Here is a 22,431-nt window from a genome sequence, read left to right on the forward strand (position 1 = left end):
TACACGCGCTTGGGGCGCGCGCGGGAATTCTCTGCTATCTTTTTTCAGGTAGCGCAGGCCCCACGGATGGGGTGAATCCACGCTGCTTCCCACTCACAACGCCTGAACATGGAGGTTCCGGTCATGCAACACATGCACAGTGCCACACCGGCGCGGCCAGCTCGCCCCGCCCAGCCCAGCCCCAACGCGCCTCGAAACATTCCCTATCGCACCACCGACCGCGTGCTGCAGATTCTGCTGCGGGGTGATCTGTCACGACTGCGGGTGGAGTCCGTAGCCAGCCAATTGGGCATGAGTGCCACAACGTTGCGGCGGCGCCTGCGCGTGGATCACACGCACTACCAGTTCCTGCTCGACCGCGCGCGGCAATACCGCTGTGAGCAGGCGTTGCGCGCCGCATGGCGGCCCGGCAAGTGCCTGGCGGATGAACTGGGTTACCTGGAGGTGAACAGCTTTTATCGCGCCTTCCGGCGCTGGACGGGGGTTGGCTTCAGCACCTGGAAAGCGCAGCGCCTCTAGCGCAGCACACGCCGGTGCCATGGCAGCCTCGCGGCGCCTGCACCGGGAGCAGGAAAACGGGGGGCGGCCGCGCCGGTCGCCCCGATAGCGGACTACGCCACGTCGAAAGGATGGCGCAGGACGATGGTTTCCACGCGGTCAGGGCCGGTGGAAATGATATCGATCGGCGCGCCAACGACTTCCTCTATCTTGTGGATATAGTCGCGAGCCGCCGCCGGCAGCTCCTCGAGGCTGCGCGCGCCCACGGTGGAATCGCTCCAGCCGGGCACCTCCTCGTAGAACGGCACCAGGCCGTCGTAGTCGTCGGAATCCACCGGGTTGGGCACCGGCTTGCCGGCAGCGTCCCTGTATCCGACGCAGATCTGGATGGTTTCCAGGCCGTCGAGCACATCGAGTTTGGTCAGGCACAGGCCTGACACCGAATTGATGTTGACTGCATTGCGCAGGGCGACCGCATCGAACCAGCCACAGCGCCGCGGGCGGCCCGTCGTCGCGCCAAATTCATGCCCACGCGACGCCAGGTGAGCACCGGTGGCATCAAACAGCTCGGTGGGGAACGGCCCCGATCCCACGCGAGTGGTATAGGCCTTGGTGATACCCAGTACGTAGTCAAGAAACAGGGGACCAAACCCGGAGCCGGTTGCCGTCCCGCCCGCGGTGGTATTGGAACTGGTGACGAACGGATAGGTACCGTGGTCGATATCCAGCAGCGAACCCTGCGCACCTTCAAACATGATGTTGGCGTCGGTTTTGCGACACTCATGCAAAATGGCGGTGACATCGGCAATCATGGGCAGCAATTCCTGCGCCATGGCCAGAGTTTCATTCAGCACCGTGGTGTAGTCGAGTGGCTCGACCTTGTAGTAATGCTGCAACTGGAAGTTATGGTAGTCCATCACCTCGCGCAGCTTGACAGCGAAACGCGCCGGGTCTTTCAGGTCACCCAAACGCAGGCCACGACGGGCTGCCTTGTCTTCATAGGCCGGGCCGATACCGCGCCCCGTGGTGCCAATTTTGCCTTCCCCACGACGCGCTTCACGCGCCACATCCAGCGCCACGTGATAGGGCAGTATCAGGGGGCAGGACGGCGAAATACGCAGCCGCTCGCGCACCGGAACGCCCTTGTCCTCCAGCGTACCAATTTCCCGCAACAACGCATCCGGCGCCAGCACCACGCCGTTGCCAATCAGGCATTGCACATTGGCGCGCAAAATGCCCGACGGAATCAGGTGCAGGACCGTCTTCTGCCCGTCGATAACCAGTGTGTGGCCTGCGTTGTGGCCGCCCTGAAAACGCACGACCGCGCTTGCGCGATCCGTCAGGAGGTCAACAATCTTGCCCTTGCCCTCATCCCCCCACTGGGTACCGAGAACCACTACATTCTTGCTCATGAACGCTTAACTCGTTTGAATGATCAGGATTTGAGCGGGCGCAACACCCACTCGTCGTCAGCCTTTACCAGCATGCGGTCACAACGCGGGTCCAAAGGTTCGCCCGCACAGCGGATAACCACCTCGCCGCCCCTGCGCAGCGCCGTCACCGCCGTCAGCAGCGCGGGATCGTCACTGTCCGGGGCGCTCACGGCACCGGGCTCCGACGGGGAGGCGGGCACCAGCGCCATCAAGGCTTTCAGGTCCGTGGCGAAGCCGGTAGCCGGGCGCGCGCGCCCGAACACCTTGCCCACGTCGTTGTAGCGCCCCCCATTGGCCAGCGCCTGGCCATGCCCCGGAGCATAGGCCGCGAACACCATTCCTGTGTGATAGTGATAGCCCCGCAGTTCCGCGAGGTCAAAATACACGGTTGTACCCGGGTGACTGCGCGCAATAGCAGTGGCCACAGTCTCCAGTGCCGCCACCGCGGTAAGCGCCTCCGGCGCCGCCTTGGCCAGCAGCCTGCGCGCTGTTTCGAGCACCGCCGCATCACCGTGCAATTCGAGCAAGCCGAGAATCAACTCGGCCGCGGGGGCTGCGACATCGGTGAGCGCCAACAGCAGGTCGGGCCGCGATTTGCGCTGCAGGGCATCGAATACGTCGACTTCCTGCTCCGGCGTCACGTTTGCCGCCGCCAACACCGCTTCATAAACCCCAACATGGCCGAGATCCAGTGTCACCTCTGCCACGCCTGCAGCGTTGAGGGTCGCCAGCATCAGGCGAATGATTTCGACATCGCCCGCCAGGCTGTCGTCACCATACAGCTCCGCCCCCAGCTGAATAGGCGAACGCGAAGCCAGCAGCGATTTGGGCCGGGTATGCAGAGTGGAGCCCGCGTAACACAGGCGGGTAACACCCTGCTCCGCCAGGCTATGCGCGTCGATGCGTGCCACCTGTGGCGTAATATCGGCGCGGATGCCAAGGGTGCGCCCGCTCAGCTGATCGGTCATTTTGAAAGTAAGGAGGTCCAGGTCGCGCCCCAGGCCGATGAGCAGGGATTCGGTGAACTCCATCAGCGGCGGGATAACCAGCTGGTAGCCCCATTGGTGATAGAGATCGAGCAGCTCGCGCCGCAGGTGCTCGACCACGCGCGCTTGCCTCGGCAGCACCTCTTCTACCCCATCGGGCAATTGCCAGCGATCCACCGTCGTCATAAACGCCCTTTAGTGCACCCAATACAGCACTGCCACGCCCAGCAGCATGCTGCCCAGGCCGACATTGCGGATGACCTTGTCCTGCTGCTGCGCCACGCCAACCACCATCTGTCGCCAGGCGCGAGGGCTCAGGAAGGGCAAGACACCCTCGATAATCAGTACCAGCGCCAGGGCCGCTGGCAAAACCTGCCAGAAATCCACTTCGTCACCCCTGAAGCTGTGCTCATAAAAAAACCGCGGGGCCAGCGTTTGTGGGTAAAACGCCGGATCCCACGGTTGCAGAATTCTACCACAGGCGCCGCTGAAGGCACCTGCGTTTTTTGGCCCTATTTACTGCCGCCGGCATCCTTCAGGTAGCGGAAGAAGTCGCTATCAGGCTGGATCAGCATGATGTCGCCGCTATTCTGGAAAGACTCCCGGTAAGCGCGCAGGCTGCGGGTGAATGAATAGAACTCAGGGTTGGTATTGAACGCACTGGCGTAGATGTTGGTCGCTCGCGCGTCGCCCTCACCGCGGATCAGCTGGGCGTCCCGATAGGCATTGGCCTCCAGGACGGTGACCTCGCGGTCCGCCGCAGCCCGGATACCCTCGGCAAGCTCCTGACCCAGTGCGCGATGCTCGCGCGCTTCTTTCTCGCGCTCCGCATTCATGCGCCGGTATACGGACTCGGACACGTCCGGAGGCAGGTCAATCTGCTTCACCCGCACATCCACGACCTCAACACCGTATTCCTCAAGCGCCACCTCGCTCAGCTCTTCCGTCAATGCCTCCATCAACTGGTCTCGCTGGCCGGACACCACCTCCTGAATCGTGCGCACGGCAACCTGGTTGCGCAGGCCATCGTTGATGCGCTGACCCAGCAAGGCGCTGGCACGGGCTTCTTCGCCATTGGTTGCGGTGTAGAACTTGGCCGTATCCGCTACCCGGAACTTGGCGTAGGAATCCACAATCAGCGCCTTCTTCTCCTGGGTGAAGAAGCGCTCAGGCGTCGAGTCGACCGTCAACAGCCGTGCCTCAAACTTGCGCACATTGTTGACGAAGGGCACTTTCACGTGCAGACCCGGCTGGATATTCGGGTTCACCACTTCACCGAATTGCAGCATGACGGCGCGCTCGGTCTCCTTGACCACAAACACCGTATTGCTCAACACGAACAGCGACAGGGCCGCCACCAGCAGCCAGGTCATACCTTTTCCGCCCATCTTAGCGACCTCCTCTGCGGTTATTGGCAGCTGCGGCATCCTGGCGCAGCTGCTCAGTCACGGCGTCGGTCAACTCCCTGACTGTGTTGGCATCCAGCCGGCCACTGCGCGGCACGGCTGCGCCCGACGAACTGGTCATCTTGTCCAGCGGCAGGTACATCACGTTGTTGCCGCCTTCCACGTCCACCATCACCTTGTTGGTATTGGTGAACACTTCCTGCACCGCTTCCAGGTACAAGCGCTCACGTGTCACTTCCGGCGCCTTGGAATACTCCGCCAGAAGGGCATTAAAGCGCTCGGCTTCACCTTCGGCATTGGCGACCACCTGCTCACGGTAGGCGCCCGCCTCCTCAAGCACCCGCTGTGCACGACCGCGCGCCTCGGGCACGATGCCATTGGCATAGGCCTGCGCTTCGTTCTTCAGCCGCTCCTCATCCTCGCGGGCCTTGATCACATCATCGAACGCAGCCTGCACCTGGGAAGGCGGCTTGGATTCGTCAATGTTGACCTTGATCACGCGGATGCCCGTCTCGTACATGTCGGTGTAGCGCTGCAGGCGTACCTGCACATCCGTACCAATCTGCGCCCGGCCCTCGGTCAACACCGAATCCATGCGCGAATCACCGACCACGTGCCGCAAAGCGCTTTGCGCGGCATGCTGCAGGGAGTCCTCGGGGTCACGCACCTTGAGCACGAAGCTGGTGGGATCAACGATCACATACTGCACCGACATGTGCACTTCGACGATGTTCTCGTCTTGGGTAAGCATGATTTCGCGGAACGTGGCAGCGCGCACCTTGGTCGTGTTGACCCGGATTACCTCATCAATCAGCGGCGGATTCCATTGCAGGCCCGGTTGCACGGTTTCGTGGTATTTGCCGAAACGCAGCACCACTGCGCGCTCCTGTTCGTCCACCTGGTAAAGACCCATAAGACCCCATACCACCAAAGCCACCAGCGCAATGACACCCAGCAGACCGGCCGAGATGCCTTTACCCCGGCCGCCACCGCCTGAACCGCCTGCCTTGCTGCCCCGGCCGCCGAACAGGCCGCCCAGTTTTTCCTGCAGCTTCTTCAAGGCCTCATCAAGGTCCGGCGGACCCTGGTCGCCACCGCCCCAGGGATCCTTGGGCTTGTTGTTACCACCACCCGGCTCATTCCAAGCCATACTGAACTCCCATTCTCAACATCGTTGCAGTTTATCAAAGATTCTCTAGCTGCGGGGGCTAGGATAACGACTCCGCACCCCGCTTCATGAGGCGGTTCCAGTCGGCCCGCGGCAGGCGCACACTGAGGTGCGCAATGCCGTCATCACCGTATTGCTCTGCGGCGACCGCTCCCATCCGGTAGAGCGCGGCCCGCAAGCGTCCCTGCTGGGGCTGCAGGTGCAGTTCTTCCTCCACCATGTCAGCACCGACGCGCTCACCAATCGCCTGCAGTAGCAGGTCACAGCCAGCACCGGTTGCAGCGCTCAGCCAGACGCGCTCCGGCACACCGTGCTCATCGTAATCAATACGCGGCTCCTGCTCCAACAGGTCAAGTTTATTGAACACCTGCAACTGCGGAATGCTCTGGGCGCCGATCTCCTCTAGCACCGCCTGCACCTGGTAGATATTGTCTTCACGCGCGCCTGCCGCAACATCAATGATGTGCAGCAGCAGGTCGGCGCTGACGGTTTCCTCCAGCGTGGCCTTGAAAGCCTCGACCAGCTTGTGCGGCAGATGCGCAATGAACCCCACCGTATCCGCCATGATGACCGGCCCCACCTCGTCCAGCTCCAGCCGACGCAGGGTCGGGTCGAGGGTGGCGAACAGCTGGTCGGCGGCATACACCTCCGCGTTCGTCAGACGGTTGAACAGGGTGGACTTGCCCGCATTGGTATAGCCCACCAGTGCAATGGTGGGCACCTCTGCACGTCGCCGGGAACGCCTGCCCTGGTCGCGCTGGCGCCGTACTTTTTCCAGGCGGGCGAGAATCGACTTGATGCGTACGCGCAGCAGGCGACGGTCGGTTTCAAGCTGGGTTTCACCCGGGCCGCGCAGCCCGATACCGCCCTTCTGGCGTTCGAGGTGAGTCCAGCCCCGCACCAGCCGGGTGCTCATGTGCTGCAGCTGCGCCAGCTCCACCTGCAACTTGCCCTCGTGGGTGCGTGCGCGCTGCGCGAAGATGTCCAGAATGAGTCCGGTACGGTCGAGCACGCGACACTTGAACTCTCGCTCGAGGTTGCGCTCTTGGCTGGGGCTCAGGGCGTGATTGAAAATCACCAGTTCCGCCTCGTGCAGCTGCACCTCGTCGAGCACTTCCTGCACTTTGCCGGAGCCTATGAAGGTGCGCGAGTCGGGCACGTCGCGGCTGCCCACCACGAAGGCCACCGGGTCGCCGCCCGCCGACAGCACCAGCTCCTCGAACTCGCGGGGATCCTCGCGCTCGTCTTCACTGGCAATGGTGAGGTGCACCAATACCGCGCGCTCACCTGACGCTGGACGCTCAAAAAACACGCTGGTTTCGGGGCTCCGTCAGGAAGAGTGGGGGGAGGCGCCAAAGCGCCACCACAGGCTGGACAGACTAGCTCTCGCCGTCATCGTCTTCCGGCGGGTTCTGCATGGGCATACGCACCACGCGGGAAGGCACCACGGTGGAGATGGCGTGCTTATACACCATTTGGCTGACCGTATTTTTCAGCAATACAACGAACTGATCGAAGGACTCGATCTGGCCCTGTAGTTTGATACCGTTGACCAGATAGATGGAAACTGGAACGCGCTCCTTCCGCAGAATATTCAGGTAAGGGTCTTGTAGCGTGTGCCCTTTTGACATAACTCTCTCCTTGGTTGGCTCAACACGAGCCGAAAATGATGAATGTTTTACCGCTCTCGCTCACACCGGCGAACTGACTAGTTCGCCGCTGCAAAATCCTTGCTCAAGCCGTGACAGTATAGACCCAATTACCCTATGTGGGGCTCACGTGCAGATACTTCAAGGCACAGGCGAGTGAATTTTCATCCAAATCGCCCGCGCTCTGTTCTGACTCCCCCATCGCGCAAACGTTCCCGGCTGCATTCGTCAGCAGCCACTGGACCTCGTGCCACTTGCGCAGCCACGTCAGTTGCCGTTTCGCCAGCTGACGGGTGGCGGCAATGCCCTGATCCACCGCCTCTTCCAGGCTGCACTCGCCATCCAGATGGCGCCACAACTGGCGGTACCCGACCGCCCTCGCCGCCGGCAGGTCAGCGTGACCGAGCAGGCCCTGGCGCAGTGCTGCCACCTCCTGCAGAAACCCCTGCTCCATCATCCGCGCGAAGCGCAGCGCAATCCGTTCATGCAGAACCCTGCGCTCGCGAGGGCAGATAGCCAACTGCACCACGCGATAGCCCTCCACAGGGCTCACCGGCACCTGTTCGTGCCAGACGCTGAGGGGTACCCCGCTACTCAGGTACACCTCAAGCGCTCTGCTTATACGTTGCGAGTGGTGTGGGTGGATTGCCGCTGCGGATACGGGGTCCACCGTCGCCAGCCGCGCATGCAGGGCGGTCCAGCCCTGCTCTGCTGCCTGCACCGCGAGCGCTGCCCGCAGCGCAGGATCTGCTGCTGGCATTGCCGCCAGCCCCTCAAGCAGCGCACGGAAATAGAGCATGGTGCCGCCGACCAGTATGGGCACCCGCCCGCGGGCGACAATCTCCGCGGCAGTGCGCACTGCATCGCGGACGAATTCGGCGGCGGAATAGCTCTCGTCGGGGTCGCGGATGTCGATCAGGTGATGCGGAAACGCCGGCTTCGCACTGCCGATATCCAGGCCGCGATAGACCAGCGTGGAATCGACGCTGATCAGTTCGCCGTCAAGCGCCTGCGCCAGCCCCTCGGCGAGGTCTGTCTTGCCCGCGGCTGTGGGCCCCATGATGCAGAGCAACAGGGGTTTTGCCGCCTCGCGCTGGGCCACAGTGACCTAGCGGCCCCGCAGGAACAGTTTATCGAGCTCATCGAGGGACATCCGTGTCCATGTGGGGCGTCCGTGGTTGCACTGGCCAGAGCGCTCCGTTTCCTCCATGTCGCGCAGCAGAGCATTCATTTCCGGCACTGTCAGGCGCCGGTTCGCGCGCACCGCGCCGTGGCAGGCCATGGTCGAGAGAATCTCGTCCATATGGGCTTCGATGCGGTCGGAGCTGCCGTATTCGGCCAGGTCGGAAAGCACATCGCGTACCAGCGCCGCAACGTCAGAGCCACGCAGGGTCACCGGAATCTGCCGCACCAGCAGGGACTCTTCACCGGCGACGTCCACCAACAGGCCCAGCCGTGTAAACACCGCGGCGTGCTCCTGCACCAGACCCACTTCCCGCTCACTGACGGCGATCGCCTCCGGCACCAGCAAGGGCTGCCCGGGTATGGCGTCGAGGGCTCTTGCCGCTTTCAGGCGCTCATAGGTAATCCGCTCGTGCGCGGCGTGCATGTCAACCAGCACCAGGCCCTCGGCGTTTTCCGCCAGAATATAGATACCCTTGAGCTGGGCCAGAGCGTAGCCCAGCGGTGGCACCGCCTCGGGGGCTTCGGCCACGGGCAACGAAGCAGGGTGCAGGCCGGCGTAGCTACGCACCTGCTCTCCCGCCTGGCCCGCCGTCAGCGTGGCCGCAGGGCGGTATGCCCCAGGCGGGTATGCCCCAGGCGGGTATGCCCCAGGCGGGTATGCCCCAGGCGGGTATGCCCCAGCCGAGTCAGCCCCGGGGGCACCCCAGCCCAGACCGGGCTGGGTGGCGATTTCGCCCGTTGCCGTATCGACAGCAAGACCTTCCGCAGTCGCCACCGGGGGCGCCCCGGCAGTAGGCCTGACGTCGGCAAGGGCGCGATGCAGGCCACTGAAAATGCACTGGTGCACTGCTCGGCTGTCGCGGAAACGCACCTCGTGCTTGCCTGGGTGCACGTTCACATCCACCTGCGCCGGGTCCAGTTCGAGATAGAGGACAAAGGCGGGATGGCGCCCGTGGTAGAGCACATCGCGGTAGGCCTGCTTGACCGCGTGCGCCACCAGTTTGTCGCGAATCACCCGGCCGTTGACGAAGAAATACTGCAGGTCGGCCTGACTGCGGGAGAACGTGGGCAGGCCCAGCCAACCCCACAGACGCATATCGCCGCGGTCGACCTCAATGAACAGGGCCTGCTCCATAAAAGCGGGCCCGCACACCGCCGCCACCCGACGCTGTCGCTCAGCATCGGCATGAGCGCCCGCCAGGCTGTGAATCACCTTGCCGTTGTGGCGCAGCGTGAAGCCGACGTCGAAGCGGGACAGGGCCAGGCGCTTGACCACTTCCTCCAGGTGATTGAATTCCGTTTTTTCCGTACGCAGAAACTTGCGCCGTGCCGGTGTGTTGAAGAACAGGTCGCGCACCTCTACCGTGGTGCCGCGCGGGTGCGGCGCGGGGCGCAGCTGCACATCCATGTCGCGCCCTTCACAGAGGGCGCTGCAACCCTCGCTGGTATCGTCGCGGTGATTGCTGGTGAGCGTCAGGCGCGACACCGAGCCAATCGACGCCAGCGCCTCGCCGCGAAATCCCAGGCTACCCACCCGCTCCAGGTCGTCCAGCGAGGAAATTTTGCTGGTGGCGTGACGCGACAGCGCCAGGGGCAGGTCGTCCGCATCGATCCCCGCACCGTTATCGCGAATACGAATGAGTTTGCAGCCCGCGGATTCGATATCGATGTCCACACGGGTCGCACCGGCGTCGAGGCTGTTCTCAAGCACTTCCTTGACCACGGAAGCGGGCCGCTCGACCACCTCACCGGCGGCGATCTGGTTGGCTAGCCTCGGGCTGAGGAGCTGGATTCTTGACATGGACAGGGCTGCAGTCTGGCTCAGGTCGCGGGTATTTTCAGCGTTTGACCCACCATGATATGCGAGGAATCACGCAGGCCGTTATGTTCTCGCAGGCGCCGAACCGGCACGTTGAAACGCTGGGCGATGCCGGAGAGTGTATCACCCCGGGCAATGGTGTACTCCTGATCACCCTGCTGTTTGCGCTGAGCAATGAGGGTACCGGGGGGCGGCTGGGCCAGGAACCAGTCGCGAATACCGGCGTGAATGGCCTGCGCCACCTTCTGCTGGTAGGCGCGCGTACTCAGCTTTTGCGCCTCGCCAGGATTGGAAATAAAACCCGTCTCCACCAGGATCGACGGAATATCCGGCGACTTCAGCACCGCAAAACCGGCCTGCTCCACGTTGCGCTTGTGCAGTCTGGCCACCGTGTCCATGCGCGACAACACCTTGCCACCCACCTTGAGGCTGTGGTCCAGGGTGTTGGTCATGGAGAGATCCGTGAGCACACTCGCCAGCACATCATCCTTGTCACCCAGGCGCACCCCGCCAATCAGGTCGGCCTCGTTTTCACGCTGGGCGAGGTAACTGGCGGCCGTGCTGGTGGCGCCGCGGGTAGACAGCGCGTACACCGACGCACCGTTGGCTTCGCGGCGGGTAAATGCATCGGCGTGGATGGAGACAAACAGGTCCGCATGGCGCTGGCGTGCGAGGTCGCGGCGCCCCTTGAGGCTGATGTAGTAATCACCCGTGCGAATCATGGTCGGACGGAAGCCCTGATCCCGCTTGAGCAGCGACTCGAGCTCCCGGGAGATGGCCAGCACGATATCTTTCTCGCGCTGACGGTTGGGGCCGATGGCACCTGGATCCTCGCCGCCGTGGCCGGCATCAATGGCGATGATGATGTCGCGATTGCCGCGATCGGTGGCGGCGGCGGTCTTAACCGGCTCTGGCGCCGCGGCAGGGCTGCTGGCGGGTTTGCGGTCGTAGAGGTCCAGCACCAGGCGGTCGCCGGTTTGTGCCTGCGCATTGGCTTTCAGCGCGAAGCTGCGCGGCTCCACCGCAGCGCGCACGTCGAAGACTACGCGCAGGTCGCGGCCCTCACGGACCCCCGAGCGCACCAAAGAAATTGGCGTGTTTTCCAGCGCCAGCCCGCTCAGGCTCGTTTTCAGGGAAGCTTCGCTGACATCAAGCACGATGCGGTCGGGGTTACTGAGGGTCAGCAGACGATGCTCCGCCGGGCCGGTCAGGTCAAAAACGATCCGCGTGTGGTCCGGTGCGCGCCAAAGACGGACGTCGTGCACCTCTACCGCCAGCGCCGTTGATGCGCACAGGCACGACAACACCACACTCGCCCAGAAACCCCTGTTCATCTCACTCCAGACGTGTATCCGTCGCTACGCTCGGGCCGCGGATTGCCAGCGAGACAGGATACGCTCACCCACATCACTCCTGGCCTGCACCTGCAGGCTGCGCCCACTGCCCGCTGACGCTATGGTAATCGCTAAATCTGCCGGGGGCAAAACTCCGTGACCGCGCTCGGGCCACTCGACCAGGCAGAGGCTGTGTGGCCCGAAGTAATCACGAATGCCCATGAACTCGAGCTCCGTCGGATCCCCCAGGCGGTAGAGGTCGAAATGAAACACCTCCAGCTCACCAAACTCGTAAGGTTCTACCAGCGTGTAGGTGGGGCTTTTCACTGCACCGCGATGGCCCAGACCGTGCACAACGCCGCGGCTCAAGGTGGTCTTGCCCATGCCCAGGCCGCCGCACAGATACACCACGGCACCGGGCTCGCAGGCCTCAGCCAAAGTGGCGCCCAACGCCACCATGGCGGCCTCATCAACCGCGGAAAGCACTGCGTCTACGCTCACCCGAGCAGCTTCCGCAGGGGCGCCATGAGGTCACTGGCAAGCAGGCCTCGCTGTCCGTCGCGGGCCGCCTCATCCGCAGCCGCGCCGTGCACACAGGCGCCCAGGGCGGCCGCCGCTCGCGGGCTCAAGCCCTGCGCAAGCAGCGCCCCAATGATGCCGCTGAGGACGTCACCCATACCGCCGGACGCCATTCCGGCGTTGCCATAATCCGACAGCAGGCGCTGTTCGCCGCTGACAATCAGACTGCCGTTACCCTTCAGCAACACGGTGCCTCCAAGCCGCCCCTGCAAGGCAAGCGCAGCGGCAAAGCGGTCGTTTTGCACCGCGCCACTGGAACTGCCCAGCAAACGCCCCGCTTCACCGGGGTGCGGCGTATACACGCGGTTTTCCCGCCTCGCTACGGTTCCCTCCGGGGCGGCCGCCAACAGGTTGAGGGCGTCGGCGTCCAGCACCATCGGCAGGGACGACGCCAACGCCACCTGCAAAAGCTGGCCGGACCAGCTGCTGCGGCCGAGGCCAGGCCCCAGCACCAGCACGTCGGCGCTGTTGAGCAGTGGCTGCAGCTCCTGGCCAGAGCGCACCCCGCTGACCATCGCCTCGGGGGTACGCGCCACAATCGCCGGCAGGTGCTCGGGCCGCGTGGCCACGCGCACCAGCCCGGCTCCGCTGCGCAGGGCGGCTTCGGCCGCCAGCGCCACTGCACCGGAAAACCCGTGATCGCCGCCAACCACCAGCACCGTGCCGTAATCGCCCTTGTGGCTGGCAGCAGGGCGCTCGGGCCATGCGGCCAGCAAACGCTGCAGATCGAGACGACGCCAGGCGGGCAACACAGCCTGAAAGGCCGCCATGGGTACGGCAAGATCGGCAAACTCCAGCTCACCAACACAATCCGGCCCATGCAGGGTAAACAGCCCGCGCTTGCAGGCAATAAAGGTCACGGTGAGGTCGGCGCGCACCGCCGTGCCGAGCACGCGTCCGGTATCCGCACACAGCCCGGAGGGGATATCCAGCGCCACCACCGGCAGGTCCGCAGCGTTCAGCCCCTCGATGGCGGCGATAAACGGCGCGCGGACGTCACCGCCAAGCCCGGTGCCCAACAGAGCATCCACCAGCACGCCCCGTGCCTGGAGTTCGTCCGGCGCAAACGGTACCACAGGTACGCCACTGGCCAACGCCTGCTCGCGGGCTCTCAGTGCATCACCGCCTATTCTGGCCGAGTCTCCCACTTGCAACACGCGCACCGGGATATTGCGGCGCTGCGCCTGATCGGCGAGCAGATAACCGTCGCCGCCATTATTCCCGGTGCCGCAGAGCACCTGCAGCAGCTCAGGTTGCGGCCAGCGCAGCAACAACTGGCGCAGGGCGGCAGACGCGGCACGGGACATGAGCAGCGCACCGTCAATGCCCGCCTGGTCAATGGCCCACCGGTCCAGCGCACGGCTCTCACTGGCACTGTACAGCCCCTCGTGCTCCCACTCGCTGCAATCCAGCTTGACTGACGTCGCCAAAACCCACCTCGCGCTGCTAAACTCACGGGCTCAGGATACGCCCGCAAACCCGCGGATTATAGGCAGCTTTCTTTGCCCGGCCCAGCCCCATGCGACGCAAACACCGATGGCACCAGCACTGACACCAGAGCGCCAGATTGCCCTGCGCCAACAAATCGATGGCTGGGTGGCGGAGCTGGGGTTCAGCCAGTGTGCGGTCAGCGACATTCACCTCGAGGCGCATGAGCCCTACCTGCAGAAGTGGCTGGATGCGGGTTATCATGGGGATATGGACTACATGGCGCGCCACGGTCTGCGCCGGGCGCGGCCCGCCGAGTTGGTGCCCGAGACCTGCCGGGTCATTACCGTGCGGCTGGATTACCTGGCCGCCGACACACAACCGCTACGGGTGCTCGCCGCGGCGGACAAAGCCTACATCTCCCGCTATGCGCTCGGCCGCGACTACCACAAGCTCATGCGCAAACGCCTCGCCCGGCTAGCCGAGCTGATTCAGGCATCCGTCGCGGGCGGCCAGTACCGCGCGTTCGTCGACAGCGCGCCGGTACTGGAACGCGCACTGGCAGAGCGCGCCGGCATGGGCTGGCTGGCCAAGAACACCATGCTGATCAACGAGCGCGCGGGCTCCTGGTTTTTCCTCGGCGAAATCTACACCGACCTGCCACTGGACGCTGACCCGCCACAGGCCAGCAAGCACTGCGGCAGCTGCAGTGCCTGCCTGAGCGTGTGCCCCACCGACGCCTTCGCCGGCCCCTTTGAGCTGGACGCGCGTCGCTGCATCTCCTACCTGACCATCGAGCACCGCGGCAGTATTGACCCGAGCTTACGTCCCCTGCTGGGCAACCGGGTATTTGGCTGCGATGACTGCCAGCTGGTCTGCCCCTGGAACAAGTTCGCGCGCCACAGCGACGAGACCGATTTCCAGCCGCGCCACAAGCTGCACGACAGCGAGCTGGTAACCCTGTTTTTGTGGGACGAGGACACGTTTTTGCAACGCACCGAAGGCTCGGCCATCCGGCGCATCGGCCACGAACGCTGGCTACGCAACCTGGCTGTGGGCCTGGGGAATGGTCCCGCCACAGCGGGCGCCATCGCGGCACTGGAAACCCGCCTGACACACCCCTCCGCGCTGGTGCGCGAGCACGTCGGCTGGGCGCTGGAGGTGCTCAGGGCGCGCGCAGAAAATGCTCCCGGTAGTAGCGCAGCTCGGCAACCGATTCACGAATATCATCCAGCGCCTGGTGGCTCCCGGCCTTGACCACACCACTCTCGAGTTCCGGGCGCCACAGTCGCATCAGGATCTTCAGTGTGCTCACGTCCAGGTTGCGGTAGTGGAAAAAAGCCTCCAGCTGCGGCATGTAGCGCGCCAGAAAGCGGCGATCCTGGCAGATGGTGTTGCCACACATGGGCGAGCTGCCTGGCAGAACCCAGTCAGCCAGAAAGGCGAGCGTCATCGCCTCGGCCTCGGCGCTGTCGATGCGGCTCTTGCGCACGCGCTCGACCAGCCCGGAGCGGGTATGGTGGGTGGTGTTCCATTCGTCCATGCCCGCCAGCACCGACTCGGGCTGATGGATGGCGATCACCGGCCCTTCGGCGAGGGTACGCAGCTGACTGTCGGTAACGATCGTCGCCATCTCGATCACAACATCCCGCTCCGGGTCGAGGCCGGTCATTTCCAGATCCACCCAGATCAGGTTATCTTGCTGCATACCATCACACCCTGTTGTCATTTTCGCGCGAAGCAGTGTAACAAATTGCCTGTACAGCGCCACGTCGGCCCCCAATAATGCAACGATGAGCAAACGCAAACTGAGCCGGCAGCAGAGCTTCCGCATCCGCAGGATCCAGGAGGAGCGCAGCGCCCGCGCGCAGCGCCGCGACGCCCGGGCCGACGAGGCACTGGGCGCGGGTGAACTCGGAGCAGAGCAGACCGGGCTGGTGATCGCACACTACGGCACCCAGGTCGACATAGAGGATGGCGACAGGCACACCCAGCGCTGCCACCTGCGCGCCAACCTCGAGGGCCTGGTCACCGGTGACCGGGTGACCTGGTGCCCGGGCGAGAGCACCGGCGTCGTGGTCGCGCGCGAACCGCGGCACAGCGAACTGCGCCGGCCAGACCCCTACGGCAAAATGAAAACCATCGCCGCCAACATCGACCAGATACTGGTGGTTATCGCGCCCTTTCCGGAACCGCACGCCAACCTCATCGACCGCTATCTGGTGGCAGCCGAAGTCGTGGGGATAGAACCCGTACTGGTGCTCAACAAATGCGACCTGCTGGCCGCTGACGCCGCGCTGCACGCACGCGTGCACGCGATGCTGGCGATCTACCCGACCCTGGGCTACCGCGTGCTCGAAGTGAGCAGCCAGAGCGGCAGCCTGGAGGCGCTGCAGCAGGCACTGCAGGGCCGCATCAGCGTATTTGTCGGGCAATCGGGTGTCGGCAAGTCGTCTTTGGTGAACACTCTGTTACCCGAGGCGGAGCTACGGGTGGGCGAGCTTTCCGCACTGCGCCAGAAGGGCACGCACACCACCACCACCGCGCAGCTGTTCCACCTGCCGGGCGGCGGCAGCCTTATCGACTCACCCGGGATACGCGAATTCGGCCTGTGGCACATGCAGCGCGAGCAGGTGGAGCAGGGTTTCAGGGAGTTTCGCACACGCCTGGGCCACTGCCGCTTTCGCGACTGCAGCCACAAGCATGAGCCCGGCTGCGCCATCCTGGACGCAGCCGCCCAAGGTGCAATCAGCGCTGCCCGCCTGGACAGTTACCGCCACATCGTGGAGAGCCTGGATCAACCCGGCTGAACAGGCGCTGCCTGCGCGAGGCTGCCCAGGACCTGCCCGAGACGGGTGGCACTGCCCGCGGCCAGTGATTCATCCCAGCTGACCGCGCCTTCCGGGAACAACAGGATCACAGTGGAGCCCAGTTTGAACCGGCCCATCTCTTCCCCGCGGGCGAGCCGCACGGGAGCGGGCAAGGTGCGGTAGTCCCGCTCGCGCAGACTGCGCGGGGGCGGCGCCACCTGCCCTTCCCACACCGTATCGATGCCGGCAACAATCATCGCACCCACCAGCACCATGGCCATCGGCCCGGCCGGGGTATCGAAATAGCAGACCAGCCGCTCGTTGCGCGCAAAGAGGCGATCCACGCCCGCTGCGGTAGTACTGTTGACTGAGAAGAGCTTGCCCGGCACGTAGCGCGTGGCCACCAACTCACCATCAATCGGCATGTGCACGCGGTGGTAGTCCCTGGGCGAAAGGTAAATGGTAGCGAAGTGACCATTGCGAAACTGCGCGGCGCGCTCGTCGTCACCCCCCAGTAACGCCCAGGTGGAAAAATGACGGCCCTTGGCCTGCAGCAGGCTGTGCTCTTCGATACGCCCGAGCTGGCTCACCGTGCCATCTGCCGGGCACACCAGCCCAGCCTCGGCCAATGGCCGCGCGCCGGACCGCAGACGGCGGGTGAAGAAGGCATTGAAGTTCGCGTAGGCCTCCGGGTAGCGCTCCTCGGCTTCACTCATGTTCACCCCAAACGCTCGAATGAACGCGGCAATCAGCCCGTTTTTCAGCCACCGGGGGTTGCGCAACTCCGCAAACCAGCCGACCACACGGGACAGCGCATGCTGTGGAACCAGGTACTGCAGCAAAACGAACAGGGCTTTCATGGTATCGGAATTCCGGGCATGGGTACGGGGCGCAGCACTCAGGCCGCGCCCCGTACCTTAGCAGAAAAGCGCCGGGGGAGCAGCGCTAGAGCTGCTCTTCCGCGAACGCCGCGAGGCGCGAACGGACAATGCCGTTGACGTGCATGATGCCCGCATGGGGGTAGGTTTTGGTTTTCTCCACCAAGTAGGTAAGCCCCGAGGTGAGCGGCGAGATATACTTGTTGTCGATCTGTGCCAGATTACCCAGGACGACGATCTTGGAGTCGGCGCCCACCCGGCTGATCACCGACTTCAACTGGAACTGGCTCAGGCCCTGGGCTTCATCAATGATGATATAAGCGTTGTTGAAGGAGCGGCCGCGCATGAAATTGAGCGACTTGAACTGGATGTTGGCGCGCTCCTTCACGTAGGCAATGCTGCCATGACAGGACTCGTCCGTGCCGTGCAGGATCTCCAGGTTGTCGTCGAAAGCGGCGAGCCAGGGCGCCATTTTCTCCTCCTCGGTGCCCGGCAGAAAGCCGATATCCTCGGCAATCGGTGGCGTCGAGCGCGCGACAATGAGCTTGCTGAAACGCTTCTGCTCAAGGATCGCGTGCAGCCCGTAAGCCAGCGCCAGCAGGGTCTTGCCGGAGCCTGCCGGGCCGGTCATCACCGTCATGTCGACGTTGTCGTTCTCGAGCAGCGACATCGCCATGGCCTGCTCCAGGTTGCGCGGCGCCAGCCCCCAGAAACGGCGGTGCATCAGCTTGTCGCGGCTGTCGCAGTGTAAATACACATAGTCGCTGTCTATCCGCTTCACGAACGCCATGAAGGCCTGGTCGTCATACAGGAACATGTTCGGGTACACGTTGGGCAGGCACCGGCGGGGAATCCGGTGCAGCGTGCAATCCCCTTCTCGCAGCGTATCCACCTCGGATATATCGGACCAGAAATCCCCTTCAATGTGCTCGTAGCCCCGAGCCAGCAGGTCGATATCGTCCAGTACCCGGTCGCGACGATAGTCCTCCACGTGCATCAGGCCGGATCCCTTGGCCTTGATGCGCATGTTGATGTCCTTGGTGACCAGGCAGACAAACGCCGCGGGGTTTTCTGCCTGCAAGCGCAGAGCCACGTTGATGATACGGTTGTCGTTGGCCTGGTCCTGGGTCACGTCCAGGTAGGGTACATCGCTGTCATCGCTAAGCAGCTGGTCAGGGTAGATGGCCAGTGTTCCCGGCACCCCTTCCCGGTTGCTACCCGGAATGGGCACCCCCGACTGGATGTCCTGCGGCGACGCCGTGTCGACCACCTTGTCGATCATCTGGATAGCGATACGCGCCTCGCGACTCACCGTCTTTTCATGCCGATCCTTGATGTGGTCCAGCTCCTCCAGAACGGTCATGGGGATAACAACGTGGTGCTCGTTGAAGGCGGTCACTGCGGTGGGGTCGTGCAACAGCACATTGGTATCCAGAACATACGTCTTCTTGATGACGGCCTTCAGTGTGGTTTTTTCTACGCGCAGGGGTGAACCTGAGTCCATAGTAAAGTCCTCATGGGTGGGCGTTCAGAGCAGGAGAGTAAGGGGCGTGTGGAACGTGTTGCCGGCGTTGCGGGCCGGGGTGGGGGTGAGCGAAACGAACAGCGTTGTTTCAAAAGCGCTTCCTGGTAAAGGCGAAACCAAAGCGTTCCCTGATTACAAACCCTGAGCCATACAATGTCAACGACCGATGAATCCCTGACAGCCCCGCGGTTTTCGGCTAGGATAGCGTGCTTGTTTAGCCACCAGCCAAAGACTCGATTGCCGCGATGCTCAACTCGGACTCTCTCGCCCAGCTCAAGGGCCTCAAATCCCAGATGGAGGCCGAGAAAGAGCGCGCCGACGCGGTGATCAAGGGCACTCAGTCCCGCTACGGCTTCGCCGTACTCGCTGATGGGCGGGAAATTTTCGTGCCGCCAGACGAAATGCTCAAGGCATTCCCGGATGACCGGGTTCGCGTCTGCATCCGCCCCTCGGGCGACAACAAGCTTGTCGCCGATATCGAGAAATTGCTCGACAGCCCCCTCGGCGACTTCAGTGGTCGCTGCGTGCGCAAGGGCAAAGCGCTGTTTGTGCAACCCGACCTGCCGCAGCTGAAGCGGTGGCTGTTCATACCGCCGCACGCCCGCAACGGCGTGCGCGAGGGCGACTACCTGCGCTGCGCGATACTGCGCCACCCGATTCGGGACGGCAAGCCCCAAGCCAAAGTGCTGCAGGTGCTTGGCAACGACCAGACACCGGGTATCGAAAATCTCTACAGCATCGCCAAATACCGGCTGGCGCCCACCTGGAGTTCACCGGCGCTGCGCGACCTGGAGAAGCAACTCGCGGACGCGCGCCCGCTCGCGAGTGAGGGGCGCCAGGACCTTACCGACCTTGAGTTCGTCTCCATCGACGCGGCCAAAACCCAGGATATCGACGACGCACTGTACGCGGACATCAGCAGCGATGGCTGGACCCTCTATGTCGCCATCGCAGACCCCAGTGCCTGGGTGCCCGCCGACTCCAGCCTGCGGCAGGACATCGCCGCACGTGGCACCACCGTCTACTTTCACGGTGACGTTCTGCCCATGCTGCCCGAACAAATGGCCCAGGACACCTGCGCCCTGTCCGAAGGCAATGACAGGGCGGCCCTGGTGTGCAAGATTTCCGTGAGTGACAGCGGCCAGGTGGGCGCCTTCGAGTTCGTGGAAGCCACTGTGCGCTCGCGCGCCAAGCTCTCCTATTTTGCCGTGGACCGCTACCTCAACGGCCATGGCGACGACCTGATGAGCCATGCCACACCGCTGGAAGCGCTCTATCAGGTCTACCGTGCGCTGCGTGCGCAACGCGAGGCCAGTGAACTGGTGATGGAAGACCGGCGCGAATATCGCTGGATTCTCAATGACCAGAAACAGATCGAAACCATTGAACCGCATGAGAAGCTGCTGTCGCAGAAACTGGTCGAGGAATGCATGATCGCCGCCAACCGGTGCGCGGCCCGCTTCCTCGCCGAGCGCGAGGGCAGTGGGCCGTTTGTCACCCACCCCGGTTTTCGCACCGACCGCCTCGAGGAGTGCCGGAAATTTCTCGCCCTGCACGCCCCGGAGGTTGCGGAGCTGGATCCGACCACGCGGGAGGGATACCGGGACATCATGCGCCGTTTGGCCGCCAGCGAGAACCAGCTGCCACTGCGCGCCATGATCAACCGCCTGCTCACCCGGGCGGAGCTGTCCACACGGGCCGGGCTGCACATGGGAATGGCCCTGGAGTGCTATACCAACTGCACCTCACCCCTGCGCAAATACGTCGACTTCCTGGTGCATCTGCAGATCAAGTCCCTGCTGCGAGGAGAACCCGCGCAGCTGGTCAGCGGCGCCGAGCTCAGCGCACTGAAGGAGCGCCTGGGCAACGTCCGTGCTGCCACGCAGGAAGCAGAGCGCTGGCTGGCGAGCAAGTACCTGGCGCGTGTCGCCGCCGATAGAAGCGAAGGCTTCAGCGGCCGCATCGTGCACATCAACAGCTCCGGCATGAGCGTGCGCCTGCTGGATTGTGGGCTGGAGGGCTTTGTCGACCTGCGCAAGGACCCGGAGAAGTTCAGCTACGACAAATGGACCGCCAGCCTCACCAGCACCACACGGCGCTTCCACCTTGAACAAACCGTGGAGCTGGACTATCTGGGTTGCGACACGGAAAACAACTACCAGACGCAGTTCGCCGTGCGCCCCGGCAGTGGCCTGAAACCACCGAAAGACGCCGGCACAGGCCAGGCGTCAAACTGAGATCACCCGGCGCGCCCCGCCAGCGGGGCGCTGCTCAAAAACTGGCGTTGCCGGGTGTACGTGGAAAGGGAATGGCATCGCGCACATTCTCCATGCCAGTGACATAATTGAGCAAACGCTCAAAGCCCAGGCCAAAACCGGCGTGCGGCACACTGCCGTAGCGGCGCAGGTCGCGATACCACCACAACTCTTCGCGTACCTGGGGATCCATGCGGGCATCCAACACGTCCAGACGCTCCTCGCGCTGGCTGCCACCGATGATTTCACCGATGCCGGGAGCCAGCACGTCCATCGCCGCCACCGTCTTGCCATCGTCATTCAGGCGCATGTAAAACGCCTTGATCTCTTTCGGGTAGTTCATGACCACCACCGGGCGCCCCACATGGGTCTCCGCCAGGTAGCGCTCGTGCTCCGAGGCGAGGTCCACGCCCCAGGTCACCGGAAACTCAAAGGATTTGCCACAGTTCTGCAGGATATTCACCGCCTCGGTGTAATCCATGCGCTCGAACGGGCTATCCACCACCGTGCGCAGCCGCTCCATGACGGTGTTATCTATGCGCTGCTGGAAAAATGCCATGTCGTCTTCGCACTCTTCAAGCACCCGGGCAAAGACATGCTTGAGCAGCGACTCCGCCAGGTTCGCATTGGCCTGCAGGTCGGCAAACGCCACTTCGGGCTCCACCATCCAGAACTCCGCGAGGTGGCGACTGGTGTTGGAGTTCTCCGCGCGGAAGGTCGGGCCGAAGGTGTACACCTTGCTCATGGCAAGGCAGTAGGACTCCACTTCGAGTTGCCCGGACACGGTGAGAAAGGCATCCCCGGCAAAGAAGTCGGCGCGATGGTCTACCGACCCGTCGGGATGACGCGGCAGGTTGGCGAAATCCAGCGTGCTGACCCGGAACAATTCGCCGGCACCTTCACAGTCGCTGCCTGTGATGATGGGCGTATTGACCCAATAAAAACCCTCCCGGTGGAAATAACTGTGGATCGCGTTCGCCAGGGTGTGGCGCACCCGCGTAATGGCACCAAAGGTGTTGGTGCGGGGGCGCAGATGCGCCTGGGTACGCAGGTACTCAAACGTGTGCCGCTTCTTGGCGATCGGGTAGGTCTCGGCATCGTCCACCCAGCCCAGCACTTCCACGCGGCTGGCCTGAATCTCCACGGCCTGCCCCTGGCCCTGGGAGGCCACCAGCTCGCCGCATACGGCAACCGCGCACCCGGTGGAGAGTTTGATGATCTCGCTCTCGTAGTTGTCAAGGCTCGCGGGCACCACCGCCTGAACAGGATGAAAACTGGTACCGTCATGAATCGACAGAAACGAAATACCGGCCTTGGAGTCGCGCTTGCTGCGCAGCCAGCCCTTTACGGTAACCTCGCTGCCAACAGGCAGCTCACCTTTGAGGACGGCAACAACCGGGCTGTGGTCAGGCATGGGGTGGCTCTCCCGCGTGAGCATAGAAAGAAAGCCGCGCAGCATACCCAAAGCCCGGCGCGGC

20 protein-coding genes are annotated in these 22,431 nt (G+C 63.5%); 4 read left to right on the plus strand and 16 right to left on the minus strand.

Annotation, left to right across the window (positions count from 1 at the left end):
* Positions 1-123: 123 nt before the first annotated feature.
* Positions 124-519, plus strand: coding sequence for a helix-turn-helix domain-containing protein (locus tag EGJ68_RS16875; RefSeq protein ID WP_233248870.1), 396 nt, complete (start codon positions 124-126; stop codon positions 517-519).
* 92 nt (positions 520-611) lie between these two features.
* On the opposite strand, the gene EGJ68_RS16880 is transcribed toward EGJ68_RS16875, so the two are convergent.
* The 12 genes from EGJ68_RS16880 to EGJ68_RS16935 form a co-directional block, all read right to left on the minus strand.
* Positions 612-1,910 carry an adenylosuccinate synthase gene (locus EGJ68_RS16880; RefSeq protein WP_123035717.1) on the minus strand — a complete coding sequence of 433 codons (1,299 nt, stop codon included), beginning with the start codon at positions 1,908-1,910 and terminating at the stop codon, positions 612-614.
* A 23-nt stretch (positions 1,911-1,933) separates the two neighbouring features.
* The gene (locus EGJ68_RS16885) at positions 1,934-3,103 is read right to left on the minus strand and encodes an ATP phosphoribosyltransferase regulatory subunit (RefSeq protein WP_123035718.1); all 1,170 of its coding nucleotides are present in this window, start codon (positions 3,101-3,103) and stop codon (positions 1,934-1,936) included.
* Positions 3,104-3,112: 9 nt separating this feature from the next.
* Complete coding sequence (locus EGJ68_RS16890) at positions 3,113-3,304, minus strand: DUF2065 domain-containing protein (RefSeq protein WP_051230471.1); 192 nt, start codon at positions 3,302-3,304, stop codon at positions 3,113-3,115.
* A gap of 125 nt (positions 3,305-3,429) precedes the next feature.
* On the minus strand, positions 3,430-4,305 hold the full coding sequence (gene hflC, locus EGJ68_RS16895; RefSeq protein WP_123035719.1) for a protease modulator HflC: 876 nt from the start codon (positions 4,303-4,305) through the stop codon (positions 3,430-3,432).
* A 1-nt stretch (position 4,306) separates the two neighbouring features.
* Positions 4,307-5,473: an FtsH protease activity modulator HflK gene (gene hflK, locus EGJ68_RS16900; protein ID WP_123035720.1), complete on the minus strand. Its 1,167-nt coding sequence runs from the start codon at positions 5,471-5,473 to the stop codon at positions 4,307-4,309.
* 58 nt (positions 5,474-5,531) lie between these two features.
* A complete protein-coding gene (gene hflX, locus EGJ68_RS16905; RefSeq protein WP_123035721.1) occupies positions 5,532-6,803 on the minus strand; it encodes a ribosome rescue GTPase HflX in 1,272 nt (423 codons plus the stop codon).
* Positions 6,804-6,870: 67 nt separating this feature from the next.
* Positions 6,871-7,122 (minus strand): RNA chaperone Hfq, encoded by a 252-nt coding sequence (gene hfq, locus EGJ68_RS16910; RefSeq protein WP_027950803.1) that lies wholly within the window; start codon positions 7,120-7,122, stop codon positions 6,871-6,873.
* A gap of 133 nt (positions 7,123-7,255) precedes the next feature.
* Positions 7,256-8,200, minus strand: coding sequence for a tRNA (adenosine(37)-N6)-dimethylallyltransferase MiaA (gene miaA / locus EGJ68_RS16915; RefSeq protein ID WP_123035781.1), 945 nt, complete (start codon positions 8,198-8,200; stop codon positions 7,256-7,258).
* Between the two features lie 48 nt (positions 8,201-8,248).
* Entirely contained in the window at positions 8,249-10,126 is a 1,878-nt protein-coding gene (mutL, locus tag EGJ68_RS16920) for a DNA mismatch repair endonuclease MutL (RefSeq protein ID WP_123035722.1), read from the minus strand.
* 20 nt (positions 10,127-10,146) lie between these two features.
* The gene (locus EGJ68_RS16925) at positions 10,147-11,478 is read right to left on the minus strand and encodes an N-acetylmuramoyl-L-alanine amidase (protein WP_123035723.1); all 1,332 of its coding nucleotides are present in this window, start codon (positions 11,476-11,478) and stop codon (positions 10,147-10,149) included.
* A 24-nt stretch (positions 11,479-11,502) separates the two neighbouring features.
* Positions 11,503-11,979 (minus strand): tRNA (adenosine(37)-N6)-threonylcarbamoyltransferase complex ATPase subunit type 1 TsaE, encoded by a 477-nt coding sequence (gene tsaE / locus EGJ68_RS16930; RefSeq protein ID WP_269845677.1) that lies wholly within the window; start codon positions 11,977-11,979, stop codon positions 11,503-11,505.
* Positions 11,976-13,487, minus strand: a complete 1,512-nt coding sequence (locus EGJ68_RS16935) for an NAD(P)H-hydrate dehydratase (RefSeq protein ID WP_233248871.1) — start codon at positions 13,485-13,487, stop codon at positions 11,976-11,978. The genes tsaE and EGJ68_RS16935 overlap by 4 nt, the downstream gene beginning before the upstream one ends.
* 106 nt (positions 13,488-13,593) lie before the next feature.
* On the opposite strand from EGJ68_RS16935, the gene queG reads away from it, so the two are divergent.
* Positions 13,594-14,742 (plus strand): tRNA epoxyqueuosine(34) reductase QueG, encoded by a 1,149-nt coding sequence (gene queG / locus EGJ68_RS16940; protein WP_123035724.1) that lies wholly within the window; start codon positions 13,594-13,596, stop codon positions 14,740-14,742.
* Here queG and orn read toward each other — a convergent pair.
* Positions 14,651-15,193, minus strand: coding sequence for an oligoribonuclease (orn, locus tag EGJ68_RS16945; RefSeq protein ID WP_123035725.1), 543 nt, complete (start codon positions 15,191-15,193; stop codon positions 14,651-14,653). The two genes, queG and orn, sit on opposite strands and share 92 nt — an antisense overlap.
* A gap of 85 nt (positions 15,194-15,278) precedes the next feature.
* Here orn and rsgA point away from each other — a divergent pair, with 85 nt between their 5' ends.
* Entirely contained in the window at positions 15,279-16,295 is a 1,017-nt protein-coding gene (gene rsgA / locus EGJ68_RS16950; protein ID WP_123035726.1) for a small ribosomal subunit biogenesis GTPase RsgA, read from the plus strand.
* Here the strand turns inward: rsgA and asd are convergent.
* Both asd and EGJ68_RS16960 read right to left on the minus strand, forming a co-directional pair.
* Entirely contained in the window at positions 16,283-17,155 is an 873-nt protein-coding gene (gene asd / locus EGJ68_RS16955) for an archaetidylserine decarboxylase (protein WP_123035727.1), read from the minus strand. The genes rsgA and asd overlap by 13 nt on opposite strands.
* An 85-nt stretch (positions 17,156-17,240) precedes the next feature.
* On the minus strand, positions 17,241-18,677 hold the full coding sequence (locus EGJ68_RS16960) for a PhoH family protein (RefSeq protein WP_123035728.1): 1,437 nt from the start codon (positions 18,675-18,677) through the stop codon (positions 17,241-17,243).
* 266 nt (positions 18,678-18,943) lie between these two features.
* Here EGJ68_RS16960 and EGJ68_RS16965 point away from each other — a divergent pair, with 266 nt between their 5' ends.
* Complete coding sequence (locus tag EGJ68_RS16965) at positions 18,944-20,935, plus strand: VacB/RNase II family 3'-5' exoribonuclease (protein WP_123035729.1); 1,992 nt, start codon at positions 18,944-18,946, stop codon at positions 20,933-20,935.
* A 34-nt stretch (positions 20,936-20,969) separates the two neighbouring features.
* Here EGJ68_RS16965 and asnS read toward each other — a convergent pair whose 3' ends face one another.
* A complete protein-coding gene (asnS, locus tag EGJ68_RS16970; protein WP_123035730.1) occupies positions 20,970-22,367 on the minus strand; it encodes an asparagine--tRNA ligase in 1,398 nt (465 codons plus the stop codon).
* Positions 22,368-22,431: the final 64 nt, after the last annotated feature.

This window comes from Haliea alexandrii (genome assembly GCF_003719295.1).
GTDB classification, from domain to species: Bacteria; Pseudomonadota; Gammaproteobacteria; order Pseudomonadales; family Halieaceae; genus Haliea; species Haliea alexandrii.

Excerpts from the sequence above, each read along its gene's own strand:
- EGJ68_RS16875 (WP_233248870.1), top strand. The coding sequence starts at position 124 with ATGCAACACATGCACAGTGCCACACCGGCGCGGCCAGCTCGCCCCGCC.
- EGJ68_RS16880 (WP_123035717.1), bottom strand. The coding sequence starts at position 1,910 with ATGAGCAAGAATGTAGTGGTTCTCGGTACCCAGTGGGGGGATGAGGGC.
- EGJ68_RS16885 (WP_123035718.1), bottom strand. The coding sequence starts at position 3,103 with ATGACGACGGTGGATCGCTGGCAATTGCCCGATGGGGTAGAAGAGGTG.
- hflC (WP_123035719.1), bottom strand. The coding sequence starts at position 4,305 with ATGGGCGGAAAAGGTATGACCTGGCTGCTGGTGGCGGCCCTGTCGCTG.
- hflK (WP_123035720.1), bottom strand. The coding sequence starts at position 5,473 with ATGGCTTGGAATGAGCCGGGTGGTGGTAACAACAAGCCCAAGGATCCC.
- hfq (WP_027950803.1), bottom strand. The coding sequence starts at position 7,122 with ATGTCAAAAGGGCACACGCTACAAGACCCTTACCTGAATATTCTGCGG.
- miaA (WP_123035781.1), bottom strand. The coding sequence starts at position 8,200 with ATGGGGCCCACAGCCGCGGGCAAGACAGACCTCGCCGAGGGGCTGGCG.
- mutL (WP_123035722.1), bottom strand. The coding sequence starts at position 10,126 with ATGTCAAGAATCCAGCTCCTCAGCCCGAGGCTAGCCAACCAGATCGCC.
- EGJ68_RS16925 (WP_123035723.1), bottom strand. The coding sequence starts at position 11,478 with ATGAACAGGGGTTTCTGGGCGAGTGTGGTGTTGTCGTGCCTGTGCGCA.
- queG (WP_123035724.1), top strand. The coding sequence starts at position 13,594 with ATGGCACCAGCACTGACACCAGAGCGCCAGATTGCCCTGCGCCAACAA.
- orn (WP_123035725.1), bottom strand. The coding sequence starts at position 15,193 with ATGCAGCAAGATAACCTGATCTGGGTGGATCTGGAAATGACCGGCCTC.
- rsgA (WP_123035726.1), top strand. The coding sequence starts at position 15,279 with ATGAGCAAACGCAAACTGAGCCGGCAGCAGAGCTTCCGCATCCGCAGG.
- asd (WP_123035727.1), bottom strand. The coding sequence starts at position 17,155 with ATGAAAGCCCTGTTCGTTTTGCTGCAGTACCTGGTTCCACAGCATGCG.
- EGJ68_RS16960 (WP_123035728.1), bottom strand. The coding sequence starts at position 18,677 with ATGGACTCAGGTTCACCCCTGCGCGTAGAAAAAACCACACTGAAGGCC.
- EGJ68_RS16965 (WP_123035729.1), top strand. The coding sequence starts at position 18,944 with ATGCTCAACTCGGACTCTCTCGCCCAGCTCAAGGGCCTCAAATCCCAG.
- asnS (WP_123035730.1), bottom strand. The coding sequence starts at position 22,367 with ATGCCTGACCACAGCCCGGTTGTTGCCGTCCTCAAAGGTGAGCTGCCT.